Annotated in this window: 10 protein-coding genes; 5 read left to right on the forward strand and 5 right to left on the reverse strand. The window is 68.7% G+C overall.

Going from position 1 to position 12,714, the window contains the following annotated elements:
- Nucleotides 1–1,398 precede the first annotated feature (1,398 nt).
- On the forward strand, nt 1,399–1,935 hold the full coding sequence (locus tag VLF18_RS00455; RefSeq protein WP_325277642.1) for a dihydrofolate reductase family protein: 537 nt from the start codon (nt 1,399–1,401) through the stop codon (nt 1,933–1,935).
- A 24-nt stretch (nt 1,936–1,959) separates the two neighbouring features.
- Here VLF18_RS00455 and VLF18_RS00460 read toward each other — a convergent pair whose 3' ends face one another.
- Together VLF18_RS00460 and VLF18_RS00465 are read right to left on the reverse strand one after the other, a co-directional pair.
- Nucleotides 1,960–2,688: a DUF72 domain-containing protein gene (locus VLF18_RS00460; RefSeq protein ID WP_325277643.1), complete on the reverse strand. Its 729-nt coding sequence runs from the start codon at nt 2,686–2,688 to the stop codon at nt 1,960–1,962.
- A gap of 147 nt (nt 2,689–2,835) precedes the next feature.
- Nucleotides 2,836–3,321, reverse strand: a complete 486-nt coding sequence (locus VLF18_RS00465) for a hypothetical protein (protein ID WP_325277644.1) — start codon at nt 3,319–3,321, stop codon at nt 2,836–2,838.
- Nucleotides 3,322–3,683: 362 nt separating this feature from the next.
- Here VLF18_RS00465 and VLF18_RS00470 point away from each other — a divergent pair, with 362 nt between their 5' ends.
- Nucleotides 3,684–3,947, forward strand: coding sequence for a hypothetical protein (locus tag VLF18_RS00470; protein ID WP_325277645.1), 264 nt, complete (start codon nt 3,684–3,686; stop codon nt 3,945–3,947).
- Nucleotides 3,948–3,951: 4 nt separating this feature from the next.
- Here the strand turns inward: VLF18_RS00470 and VLF18_RS00475 are convergent, their stop codons facing one another.
- The gene (locus VLF18_RS00475) at nt 3,952–5,586 is read right to left on the reverse strand and encodes an ABC1 kinase family protein (RefSeq protein ID WP_325277646.1); all 1,635 of its coding nucleotides are present in this window, start codon (nt 5,584–5,586) and stop codon (nt 3,952–3,954) included.
- A gap of 305 nt (nt 5,587–5,891) precedes the next feature.
- Here VLF18_RS00475 and VLF18_RS00480 point away from each other — a divergent pair, with 305 nt between their 5' ends.
- From VLF18_RS00480 to VLF18_RS00490, 3 genes are all read left to right on the forward strand, one after another.
- On the forward strand, nt 5,892–6,023 hold the full coding sequence (locus VLF18_RS00480) for a hypothetical protein (RefSeq protein WP_325277647.1): 132 nt from the start codon (nt 5,892–5,894) through the stop codon (nt 6,021–6,023).
- Nucleotides 6,024–6,178: 155 nt separating this feature from the next.
- On the forward strand, nt 6,179–6,373 hold the full coding sequence (locus VLF18_RS00485) for a hypothetical protein (protein WP_325277648.1): 195 nt from the start codon (nt 6,179–6,181) through the stop codon (nt 6,371–6,373).
- A 502-nt stretch (nt 6,374–6,875) separates the two neighbouring features.
- Complete coding sequence (locus VLF18_RS00490; RefSeq protein ID WP_325277649.1) at nt 6,876–9,755, forward strand: winged helix-turn-helix domain-containing protein; 2,880 nt, start codon at nt 6,876–6,878, stop codon at nt 9,753–9,755.
- A 279-nt stretch (nt 9,756–10,034) separates the two neighbouring features.
- On the opposite strand, the gene VLF18_RS00495 is transcribed toward VLF18_RS00490, so the two are convergent.
- Both VLF18_RS00495 and VLF18_RS00500 read right to left on the reverse strand, forming a co-directional pair.
- On the reverse strand, nt 10,035–12,224 hold the full coding sequence (locus VLF18_RS00495; RefSeq protein ID WP_325277650.1) for a M20/M25/M40 family metallo-hydrolase: 2,190 nt from the start codon (nt 12,222–12,224) through the stop codon (nt 10,035–10,037).
- Between the two features lie 117 nt (nt 12,225–12,341).
- The coding region (locus tag VLF18_RS00500; protein ID WP_325277651.1) for a PPC domain-containing protein at nt 12,342–12,714 on the reverse strand (373 nt) is incomplete at its 5' end.

Here is a 12,714-nt window from a genome sequence, read left to right on the forward strand (position 1 = left end):
CGCATCGCGGGCGGCAGCCGCAGCGATTGCGACGTTCGTCAGTCCTTGGGCCGCGCTGTTCGAGCTGTCGCCCAGGTTCTGCGCGCTGGCAGCTGCCTTGTCCGCACTCGCGCCGTCCGGTCGGATGCACCTTCAGGCTCAACCGTGTTGCTTAGTGTCGTGAATGCGGTAGGCAGGCGGCAGGATCTGAGCGCTCTCGACCAGCGCGCGCGTTATCTCAATCTTTCGCCTGTCTGAGTTCGCAATGTTCACTTTGTCAGCCCTGGGCAGCAGCTAGGCAGCACGAAGCCACCCAACACCGGACCAAACGATACGCTGCCGCACGCTAACTAGCTGATACTGCTAGGAACCGGACGAACCGAGACAGAGCCAGACGCCTATTTCTTACCCTCCGTGGTTGGGGGTTCGAATCCTCCGGGCGCGCCATGAAATCAGGCGCTTACGTCAGAGTCAGCCTCGCACCGGACGTATGGGCCGGCGCTTTTTGCAGCCGCTCCGAGCCTGGATGGCAGGCTAGGCCCATGGCGAGCGGATGCGTAGAAGCACGGAAGCAAAGGCGCAGGTTCGTTGCACGCAAACTGTATAAGTGTAAATATCGCTCGTCGCTGTTGCGGGAGCCGACACGCTGTACGTGAGGATAGGACCGAGAACTTCTACCCGCACGCTGCTGACCACATCCGAATTTCCGGCGGGAAGACCTGAGGCCATGGAGATGCTAACGGTCGCATGCCGCGTGCTCGACGCGCGGGGCGCATGGATCGCACCATATGACGACGGTCTGCTGCTATTCGCGCTGAAGAGGTTTGAAGAGCGACCGCGACAGTCGCGGTAAGCAACCTTAGTAGTCCCAGCTCCGCTGCAGGCGCAGCCGCCCTGCTCGCGCCGGGAGCCGTAGCGCGATCGGAATCACGGGAGCGCCGCCAACGCGGCGACCGTTCGAAACCTGCGTCCTGCCTGCGCGAAACGCCCTTCGACCAGCGATCGGCAACCACTGTCGTCCATCGGGGCGAAGGCCCTGTCGCATCGGGCAAGCCGAGCGATTTCCCCCTTTCGCGCCCGCAATAGATCGATAGACTTCGTCCTCGATCGATGCGTGGGCTGCCGGCGGGTTTCGCAGCCGCGCTGCCTGGGCTTCGATCCCGTTCAGGAGCAGCACGCGAAGAGCGCACGAAGAACGCGATTGTCAGCGGTCGATATCCGGCTTCGGTGCCTGGGCAGGCCTCGATCGGAAGGTATCTGATCGGGCGGGGCGAGTCCGGAAAGCTTCGTCAGCCCGGCCGTGGTGCTACCGCGGCGATCGCTGGATGCGTAGTTGCGCTCGTGCTCGTTTCGAGCCGGTTATTTTTCGTACGTGCCAAGCAGCGAAACTGATGTCCGGTACCGCAATGGAGGAATTCCATGGCCAGACTCGTATTCGGCATGAACCAGTCGCTCGACGGCTACGTCGACCACATGGCGTTCGGGCCGAGCCCGACGCTGTTCCGTCATTTCATCGCAGAGGCGCAGGGGCAGGCCGGAAGCCTCTACGGCCGGAAGATGTACGAGATCATGCGCTACTGGGACGACGATCATCCCGAGTGGGAATCGGACAACGACCGGCGCGCGTTCGGTATGGCGTGGCGCAAGCAGCCGAAATGGGTCGTCTCGCGGACGTTGACGTCGGTCGGTCCGAACGCCTTTCTCGTCGGTGACGACCTCGAAGGCGCGATTCGCAGTCTCAAGGCCGAAGTCGACGGCGAGATCGAAGTTGCCGGCACGGAACTCGCGAAGAGCCTGACTGAGCTGGGTTTGATCGACGAATACCGGATCTATCTGCATCCCGTCGTGCTGGGGCACGGCACGCCGTATTTCGCGGGTCCGCGGCCGCCGTTGCGCCTCGTGTCGCACGATCGGATCGACGAGGACGTGATCCGGCTGCGCTACGCTCCCGCCTGATCCCGCAACGCAGTCCCGGCAGATTCAACCGCGCAACCTCCGCCGCAGCGCGAGCGCGTTCGGGATCGCGTGTCCGTCGGCGGTGTTGTCGAAGATGCACCAGGTGTTCGCCGCGTGGCGTGCCGCGTCGTCGAGCTGCGATGCGATCGTGTCGAGTTGCGCGTCGTCGTAGGCGGAGTAGTACATGCGCGGCGATCCGTGCAGGCGCAGGTAGCACAGCGACGGGTCGCCGCCGGGTTCGCTTGCCGCCGGAACGACGGCGGGATCCGCGGCGACGCGCGCGATGTGGTGGTTCGCGAGCATATCGCCGGCTGCGGCGGTGAACCACGACGCGTGGCGCGGCTCGACGCAGGCGGTGCCGAAGTGCCGCGCGCGGAATGCCTGCAGAAACGTCGAGACGTGCGGCGCATCGAACGCGAGCGTCGGCGGCAGCTGGATCAGCAGTACGCCAAGCTTTTCGCCGAGGCCGCCGACTTCCTGCAGGAACGCGTCGAGCAATGCCGTCGCCGCGACGAGACGGCGTTCATGCGTGATCGTGCGCGGCAGTTTCGCAGCGAAGCGAAATTCGTCGGGAACCGTCGCCGCCCAGCGCTGGTACGTCGCGCGCCGGTGCGGCCGGTAGAACGAGGAATTGATTTCGACGACGTCGAATCGCGACGCATAGCGTGCGAGATGGCTGTCGCCGGGCGCGAACTGCGGCTGCAGATCGCGCGACAGCGCCCAGCCCGCGACGCCGATGAGCGGCGCGGTCATGGCGCGACGCCGGTTGCGCCGGCGAGTGCGCCGCCATGATGACTACGGTCCGGCACGCGACCTGCCCGCCGCCGTCCGTGGCGGCGAGGTGAACTTCGCGTCAGCGTGCGCGACATTCCGTGTCCGAGACCCGAGTGACGCCGGCGATCAGACGAGGGTGCCGTCGAGCCGGTGCCACGCATCGCGCACGGCCGGCTGTGCGCGGTCCCAGCTCAAGCCCGACGCACCGGCGCGCCGCGGCCACTCCGATGCGAGCGTCGGTGCCACGGTGTTCCAGTCGCGATCGGCGTACTGGGCGCGCGACTCCCAGCCATAGCGATACGCGGGCTCGTAGTCGGCGTAGGTCGTACCCGGCGTGACGTAGGGACGCGTCGCGTAGTTCGCTTCCCAGTAGGCCGCTTCAGCCGTCGGATCGATCGCTTCGGCGACGCCCTTGCCGGCGAGTCCGCCGACGACGGCGCCGACCGCTGCGCCGACGGCCGTGCCGACCGGGCCGGCGACCGTGCCGACGGCGGCACCGGCGGCCGCTCCGCCGGCCGCTGCGCCGATGCCCGTGCCGACCGGATGCGCGCCGGGCGCGCCGCTGACCGGATCGAGATTGAGATCGTCGGAAACCTGCTTGTCGATGGACATGATGGAACTCCGTGTGCGGGCGAGAGTGACGGCGGTACGGCAACCGGCATGCCAACGTGCAAACCGGTGCCGCCATGCCGAAAAACCGCACGCAAACGTGCGACGCGCCGCGCTCCCACCGCGCACAACGCAAGCCGGCGTGCGTGATGGCGGCAGAATGCATGACCGGTTCCGTGCCGCTTTGTACAGGTGTTCACATTGGATCTTCGCGGGACATGCCGGCTCCGGCCCCAAACCGCTGGCCGTCGCCGCAGCGCGGAAGGACGGCCAGGCGCACCGTTTGACGCATGCATCACCCGCCCGGGCATAGCTTCGGCGGGAAGCCGGCGCACGCTCGCAGCCCGGCGCAGCGGAGCGATGGCGTGACTGCGGATCTGGTCGGATGGGCCGCTTCGGCCGTGCTGCTGGCGACGCTGATCCGGCAGATCGTCACGCAGGCCAGGGATGAGTCGGCACGCGGCGTGTCGCGCTGGCTGTTCGCGGGACAGATCGCGTCGTCGATCGGGTTCATCGTCTACAGCGCGCTGGTCGGAAGCGCGGTCTTCGTCGTCACCAACACCTGCATCCTGCTGACCGCCGTCGTCGGGCAGGTCGTCACCGCGCGCAAGCGGCGGTCGTCGCGCTGAGTCGCTACTTGCGCCGGTCCGATCGCAGCGAACTGACGATCAGCGCGGCGCCGAGGCCGAATGCCGTGAGGAACAGGACCAGCGCGAGCGCCGGATAGCCGAGCAGCCGCGGGCCGGCGTCGATGCGCAAGGTCAGCGCGGCGGCAACGACGAGCCCGGCCGAGATCAGGCCGGTGCTGATGCGGTTCGCGATCTTCTGCAGGTTTTCGAGCAGCCGCGCCTCGCCGAGCCCGGAGATGCGCACGCGCAGCCGGTTGCGCGCGATGAGATCGAAGGTGTCGCGCAGCTGCTGCGGCAAGCGCGCGCCGACTTCCGCGAGTTCGACGAGATGGCTGCGGATCCGGCGGCGCGAGAATTCCTCGCCGAGCCGCTGGCCGAGCAGCGCGTCGAGCTTGTCGCGCACGACGTCGTTGGGCCGCAGCTGCGGATCGAGCCGGCGCGCCGAGCCTTCGAGCGCGAGCAGCGTGCGGCCGAGCGCCGCGATTTCCGGCGGCGGCCGCAGGCCGGATTCGACGCTTTGCCGCGCGAGCGCGAGCAGCAGCTCGCCGGCGCCGACGTCGTCGTGCACGGACTGGCTGCAATAGCGCAGCACGAGCCGGTTGCAGCGGCGCTGCCACGCGCGCTCGTCGAACACCGCGAGGCGCTCGCCCATGCGCGCGATGAGCCCCGCGACGCGTTCGCTCTCGCCGGCGATCGTCGCCTGCATCAGCGACAGCAGTTCGTCGCGCATGCGCGGCGCGAGGCGCAGCACCATGCCCGCATCGATCAGCGCGAGCCGGTCGCCGGACAGGATCAGGTTTCCCGGGTGCGGATCGGCGTGGACGATGCGATGGACGAAGATCTGGTCGAGGTAGCAGCGGATCAGATCCTGCGCGAGCAGATCGAGCGGCCGCTCCAGGCGCTGCATTCCGGGATGCTCGGCGATCTTGCGGCCGTGCACGCGATCCATCGTGAGCACGCGGCCGGAACACAGATCCGCGATCGGCGCAGGCACGAACAGCGTCGGGTAGTCGGCCAGATGCGCGGCGAGCGAACGCATGTTCGCGGCCTCGAGGCGATAGTCGAGTTCTTCGGCCAGCGTCTCGGCCATCTCCTCGATCCAGTCGCCGAAACGGATGCGGCGGCCCTGGTCGGTGAAGCGGTCGGCGGCGCCGGCGAGTCCGCGCAGCACGGCCAGATCGCTGTCCACGCTGTCGGCGATGCCGGGGCGCTGCACCTTGACCACGACCTCGCGTCCGTCGCGCAGTGTCGCCGCATGCACCTGCGCGAGCGAGGCCGCGGCGAGCGGTCTGTCGTCGAAGGTCTCGAACAGTTTCGACACGCGCACGTCCAGTTCGCGCTCGATGACCTCGCGCACATCGGCGAGCGGCACGGCGGTCACGTCGTCCTGCAGTTTCTGCAGCGCGTTCAGATGACTCAGCGGCAGCAGGTCGGGACGCACCGACAGCGTCTGGCCGATCTTGATGAAGGCGGGGCCCAGCTTCTGGATGTCCTCGACGAAGGCATCGGCCTCGTCGCGCGAACCGGCTTCGCCCGCGGAACCCGCGAGATGCCGGTAGCGCGAGGCGAAGCGCAGCAACTGCGCCGAGCGGGCCATGAGGTCGAGCCTGCCGGCAGACTGTTCCGAATTGCTCGTCACGCGGCGATCTCCCGAGGCGGTTCGTCCGTATCGTTGCCCGAGCGGGACGTGGCGATGTCGCGAGCGATTCTCCGGATGCGCCGTCTCGGGTGCGTGAATCGCAGCGGGCGCGTGGCCCCATATCCGCACGGCGCATCGTTCAGTTTCAGTCCCTCCCGGTCGGCTTGCACGAAAGCGCGGTGTGCGTCGCGCATTTCGCGCGAGCCGTGCGCCGCCCGTTCGCGTCCGCCTGCCGACGTTCCACTGGCATGCCCCTTGCGCTCGCCTCACCTGCGCATCAGCGCATATCGCATGGAGAAGACGTCATGGCGAACCCGCGCAACCCGGGGCAGTCCCCGCAGCAGCAGCCGAACGTGCAGAACCCCGGCAATCCGCAGCGTCAGCAGCCGGAACGCGACGATGACCAGATGGTCTCGGACGAGGAAGAAGAAGAGTAGACCGGTCCTGCCGGAATGCGCCCGGCGAAACGGCGGCGCGGACGGAGCTTCGTTCGCGCCGTTTTTTCGCGCGCAGTCCCCGGCGAACCCCGCCGCCGCGTGTCGCGCGTTCGGTGAGGCGGACGCCGGATCGGCTTGTCGTTGGAGAGGCTTCGATGCGCATGGATCTTGATTTTCGTCCGACCGAAATGGACACGCTGCGGCGTCTGGAGAACTGCCTGCGCTGCGCGCACGCCGAACTCGCCAGCGATCCGGGCAACACGCTGCTGCGCGATTTCATCGATCTCAACGAGGCGCTCGCGCGCAAGGAACGCGCGAGGCTGTCGGCGATGACGGCCGACGCCGCCTGATTCTCGCGGACGGGCGCACTTCGCGCCGCGAAACGCACGTCATCCGCGCGGCCGAGTTCGCCGCATCGTCAAGCGCGGTGCGTCCCTGCCGCCGATATGTCTTTTGGTCGTTAGACAGCGCTTGCATGCGCGCCCCTATCCTTGCCAGGATGTGTGGTTACAACCTGAGCGGCTACGCTCGGTGCCCGGGGGGGCTTACATAAAGGACCTGCACGTGTTGCATCGCAGCACGTGTACTGCGCTGTGGCCGCGCGTTCGCGGCCGGCACGGATTGCCTGGCGTTTCTCTGCCGGAGTTGCCGCGTACCGACGCGCGTCGCGTCAGGACGAGACATGCGGAACGTCGTGCGCGCAGCGCGGCCGGACGCATCGCGCACCGGTGCGATGCGTCCCGTCACAGTGATTGCGCTCGACAGGAATGCCGGTTTCGTCACCGAACGCCGTCCTGCAACCGTCGCAGGATCGGCGATCGACGGCGCAAGCCCCTGCGAGGGTAACTAGCTATGGCCGACAGAACGCTGCCCTGGCCCGCGGACACGCGGCTCGTACGCCTCGGCGAGATCGAGATCGATCCGCGCTATCGCACCGTCAGCCGCGCCGGCGTCATGCACGAGCTGAATCCGCGCTGCTTCGAACTGCTGCTGCTGTTTCTCAGCGAACCGCGCACGCTGCACACGCGCGACGCGATCTTCCGCCGCGTCTGGCGCGGCGCGGTCGTCGAAGACGCCAACCTCACGACATCGATCTGGCTGCTGCGCCGCGCGCTCGGCGGCGCGGCAAAGCAATGGATCCGCACGGTATCGAAGCAGGGATACATTTTCGATCCGCCGGCCGGCGTCGAATTCGAACTCGTGCACGGCGACGACGCGCTGCTGCCGGCGGCCGCAGCCGAGGCGGAAACGCCTGTCGTCGCCGACGACGCCACCGCGGCTGCCGTCGACGCGCCCGAGCCGGCCAATGTGGCCGAGGCCAGGCCGGCCGCCGCCTTCGTCGCGCCGGCCGTACGTGCGGCACCGCCGATCACGCGCGGCTGGACCATCGCGCTGGCGGCCGCGGTCTGCCTCAGCCTCATGCTGCTGACCGGCGGCCTGCTCGGCGCGCGCGGCCGCGATGCGGCGCCGCTGCGCGTCGTACTCGTCGTCGCGCCCGACTCCAGCCTGCCCGACTCGCAGCGTTGGCCGGCGTATCTGCTGCAGCGCTGGCTCGCGTGGCAGCTTCGCAGCAGTCCGCGCGTCGAGTTGCGCAATCCGGCCGATCTCGCCGCGGACGGCAGCGAAGCGGTCGTGCTGATCGATCTGGCCGCGCCGGCCCAGGGCAGCGAATGGCGCATCGCCGCGCACTTCCGCGGCGCGGTCGCGCAGACGCCCGTCGTGCGCGTCGCGCCGGTCAAGCATCTCGTCGGCGCGATCGCCGAGGTCAGCGACGAAGTGTTCGCGCGGCTCGCCGCGAGCGAGAACTACGCCGGCCCCGAACTGCGGCTCGATGCGAGCGCGGCGCAGCAGCTCGCGACCGCGCTCGAAGCCGAGGACCAGCATCGCTGGGGCGACGCGGTGCGCTCGTATACCGGCGTCGTCACCTCGGCACCGGAAATGGGATTCGCGCGCTTCCGGCTCGCGCGCGCGCTCGCGCAGCTCGGCCAGCGCGGCGCGGCGCAGGCGGAACTCGTGCGCGCCGACGGCTGGACCGCCGAACTGCCGGAATTCCTCGGAGCGCCGCTGCGCGCCGAAGGACTGATGATCCGCGAGCAGCATCTGGCCGCGGCCGACGCCTTCGCCGCGCTGCGCGAGGCACGCCGCGACGACGTGGCCGAGTACCGCATCGCCGAAGCGACGAGCCTGCACCGTGCGGGCCGTCCGCGCGACGCGGCCGAGCGTCTCGAGGCGCCGCTGCCGAATGCGCCCGGCGCGGCGCTCGGCTGGCTCGTCGCACAGTCCGACATCGCGATCGCGAACCAGGATTTCCGCGCGTCGATCGCGAGCGCGACGCAGGCGCTCGAACTCGCGCAGATGCTGGGCTGGGAACACGAACAGGCGCAGGCCGCGTTCGCACTGGCCGACGCGCGCAGCGGTGCGCGCGAACGCGTCGACGTCGCGCTGCTGGAACGGGCCGAGCAGGGTTTCGCGGCGACGGGCGATCGGCTCGGCGTGCTCGGTGCGCGTCTGCGCGCGCAGCTCGAGCGCGACGATCGCGTGTCCGGCGAAACGCTCGATCAATTGCTTGCCGAGGCGCGCTCGGCCGGCAATGCACGCATCGAGATCGAAGCGCTGCGCCGCGTCGCGGTCGCGCGCTTTCGCGCCGGCGATGCGCAGGAAGCGCATCAGCGTTTTGCGCAGGCCGCGGCGGTCGCCGAGTCGACGGGCCATCGCATCGAGCGGCGCCGCCTCGATCTGCCGCTGTTGCAGCTCGATGTACTGCGTCTGGATTTCGCGGGCGCCGATCAGCGTCTGAAGCTGCTCGATGCAGAGCCGCAGCAAGGTTCGACCGCCTACGCGATCGGACTCAACCGCGCGCGCCTGCAGTACTGGCGCGGCGATTTCGACGGTGCGCTGCGCACGCTCGAACGCACCGAGAGCGCGCTGCGCAGCGCGTCGGCGGGCAATCTGCCGCAGAGCATGGCCGCGATGAACTGCATGCGCGCGGCCGTGCGCATCGTGCAGGGACGGCCGGCCGACGCGCGCACCGAGTTCCGCAGCTGCCGCGCGACCGGCGTGCCCGCGTTCGAGCACCTGGCCGACATCGGCGAAGCCGAGCTCGCGATCCAGGCCGGCGACGTCACCGAGGCGCGCCGGCTGCTCGCGCCGATGACGCAGGCGCCGCAGGACACGCGCGAGCTGCCCGACCGCTGGGGTCTCGCGATGGAAGTCGCGCCGCTGCTCGCGCGCATCGGCGATTTCGATACCGCGAACGCGCTCGTCGATCGCACGCTGCCGCTGACGCAGCGTTCGGGCTACCGCATGCTCGAAGCGAGCCTGCGCATCACGCGCGCCGAGATTGCGCTGGCCGAGGGCCGCAATGCCGAAGCCGCACGCGAGATCGAAATCGCCGACGCGGTCGCGCCGCCGGACTACTGGTACGAGCGTCGCCGCATCCGCACCGTGCGCGCGCTCGTGCTGCAGGGCGGCGGCAGGATCGAGCAGTCCGCGCGCGAACTCGACGCGCTGCACAACGACGCGCGCGCCAACGGCGACGTGCTCGGCGAACTGCTGGTGCACAGCCTCATGGATGCGAACGCCGCAGCGTCGCGCTGCTCCGACGAACGCCGGCTGCAGCTGCTGGCGGCCAGCGGCATGCGCGGCGCGTCGGATCTCTGGATGAGCCCCGCGGGCCGCGATCGCACGCGGCTCGTCAGCAGCGCGGCGAATCAGGATTGGGGGTCGCCGTGAGGGCGTGAGGCGTGGTGCTGTCCGACCGGTCCGGCGGTCGAGCGACACGCGCTCCGGGGTCGAGAATCCCGCCGGCAAGCGACGTTATCGCTCGCTTTTGACGCTTGCGCGACGCTGTCGATAACCCTCCCCTTCAAGGGGCATGAGCGGGGATGGTTTTTCTTTTTTGCTCTTTTGCTTCCGCCACAAAGCATCTGGCGATTCCGGCAAGAGCGGCAGCCCCGCCTGTCCATCAACGCAAAAAGCCGGCCTTCCCTGGCCGACCTGCCCTGCGATCGATCACGGCGTGAAGCTGCCCGCGAGGCTGAGTCCCGAATAGGCCGAGTACGCGCGCACCGTCACGTAGTACGTACCGGCCTGGGCCGTCGTGATGGTGCAGGTCTCGTTGTTGCCCGACAGATACGGACGGCAGTCGTAGCTCGAGGTCGTCGGCGCGGAACCGAACTTGACGTACATGTCGGCGTCGCCCGTGCCGCCGCTCGTGACGAAGCGCAGGTTCGTCGCACCCGCGGGCACGACCAGCGTGAACGTCTGCGACGTGCCGCTCGCGCCCGACAGCCCCGTCTTCGGCACGCCGTTCTGCAGCGCGTTGCCGCCACCGCCGGTCGAATAGCTGCCGGTCAGGCTCAGTCCGGACACGGCCGAATACGCGCGCACGAGCACGTGATACGTGCCGGCCTGCGCGCTCGCGATGGTGCAGGTCTCGGCATTGCTGGAACCATCGGACTTGCAGTCGTAGCTCGACGTCGTCGGTGCGGAACCGAACTTCACGTAGAGATCCGCGTCGCCCGTGCCGCCGCTCGTGACGAACTTCAGGCCCGTGGCGCCGGCCGGGACGACCAGCGTGAACGACAGGGTTCCATTCGTCGGTGCGGACAGATTTGTCTTCGGCACGCCGTTCTCGAGCACCGTGCCGGTCGGCGGCGCGGTCACGGTGACCGCCGCGGTCTTCGTGTTCGTCGCGCCGTCGTCGTCGGTCACCGTCAGCGTCACCGTGTACGTGCCGGCGGCCGCATAGGTCTTGCCCGGGTTCGTCGCGCTCGAGGTCGTGCCGTCGCCGAAGTTCCAGCTGCGCGACACGATCGTGCCGTCGGAATCGGTCGAGGTGTCGGTGAACGTCGCGGTCAGGCCGTTGGTCGCCGAGGAGAAGCCCGCGACCGGCGGCAGATTCGTCGGCGGCGTCGTGCCGGCGGTCTTGCCGAGCTCGCCGGCGAACGCGAGGCCGAGCTGCGCGAACTTCACGCTGTGCTGCGCGGAGTTGCTCATGTTCGCGAGCGTGTCGTTGGCCGTGTGGATGCTGCCGAAGTAACCGCCCGAACTGTTGCCGGCTTCGAACATCATGGCCGAGGGATAGCCCGCGCTCGTCCACGATGCGTGATCCGAGCAGCCGTAGCCGCAGGTATAGGTGCCGCGCGTCAGCCCGCGGGGTCCGAGGTAGGCGTCGAACAGCGCGACGACGAAGTTCTTCAGATCGGTGTTGGAGTAGTCGGTGATGAGCTGCATGTCCTCGACGTTGCCCGACTTGTAGTTCGTCATGTCGAGCTGCAGCACGCCGACGACGTTCGTGTTGGCCGTCTTGAACGACTGCGCGATCGCGTTGGATCCGCGCAGGCCGACTTCCTCGGCCGCGTAGCCCATGAACTTGATCGTGCGGCGCGGCTTCCAGCCGCTCGCGAGCGAGACGCGGATGACTTCGGTCAAGGTCGCGATGCCCGACGCGTCGTCGTCGGCGCCCGGCGCGGTCTGCTCGTTGCTGCCGCCGCCCGAGGAGTTGATCGAATCCAGATGCGCGCCGAGCACGACGACTTCGTTCGCGAGATCGCCGCCCTGCACGGTCAGGATCACGGACGGCTGCGTCGAGCAGTTCGTGCAGCCGGTGTAGAGCTCGGCCGTCACGTCGCTGCGGCCGTTCGCGAGCCCGGCCCACGTCGTGCGGATCCATTCCGCCGAGGCCTTGCCGTAGGTACTCGCGTAGTAGCGGTTCTTGTAGCCCGACAGCGTCGTGATCGTGCCGCGGATGTTCGCTTCGGCCGGCAGGTCGAGCCACGGATTGACCGTGGCCTGATTGTCGATCGTGTAGGCGAGCAGCAGGTTGCGCCGCGCGCCCGCCGCGGCGCCGTCGTCGCGCACGAAGGCGTCGGCGGCTTCGCGCGAGGCGAACGCGAAATAGCCGCCGCAGCGCAGTTCGCGCTTGTGGATGCGCGCGGCGATCTCGGCGAGCTGCGACTCCTGCGTCTCGGCGACGACGAGATCGCTGCCGACGCTGTCGATGCGCGCCATCGGATCGCGCGCGAGATCGGCGAGGTTTGCGTAAGTGTCGCGCGAGGTCACGATGTAGACCGGCGCGGTTCTTGCGGTGTCGCCGGCAAAGCCCGGCGATGTCGTGGCGTTGACGGTGTGGACCTGCGCGGCGCCCGCGGTGACGGCTGCCGCGATCAGCGCGGCAGAGAAACGGTTTCGCACGATCATGATGGCGTCCTCGGTGAGACGCCGGCGCCGGGCCAGCGCCGCGGCGTGCCGGTCGTCGTTCGTAGGCGGGAACGGCAACCCCGGCCGAAGCCGGGGTTGCGAGTCGCGTGGTGCGGATTACGGCGTGAAGCTGCCGGTCAGGCTGAGGCCCGAATAGGCCGAGTAGCCGCGAATCATCACGTAGTACGTACCGGCCTGGGCCGTCGTGATGGTGCAGGTTTCGTTGTTGCCCGACAGATACGGACGGCAGTCGTAGCTCGAGGTCGTCGGCGCGGAACCGAACTTGACGTACATGTCGGCATCGCCCGTGCCGCCGCTCGTGACGAAGCGCAGGTTCGTCGCACCGGCCGGCACGGCCAGCGTGAACGTCTGCGTGCTGCTCGTGGCGCCCGACAGGCCGGTCCGCGGCACGCCGTTCTGCAGCGCGTTGCCGCTGGTCGTGCTGAAGCTGCCCGTGATGCTCAAGTTCGACACGGCCGAGTAGCCGTAG

Source organism: Tahibacter sp. (assembly GCF_035481375.1).
Lineage (GTDB): Bacteria > Pseudomonadota > Gammaproteobacteria > Xanthomonadales > Rhodanobacteraceae > Tahibacter.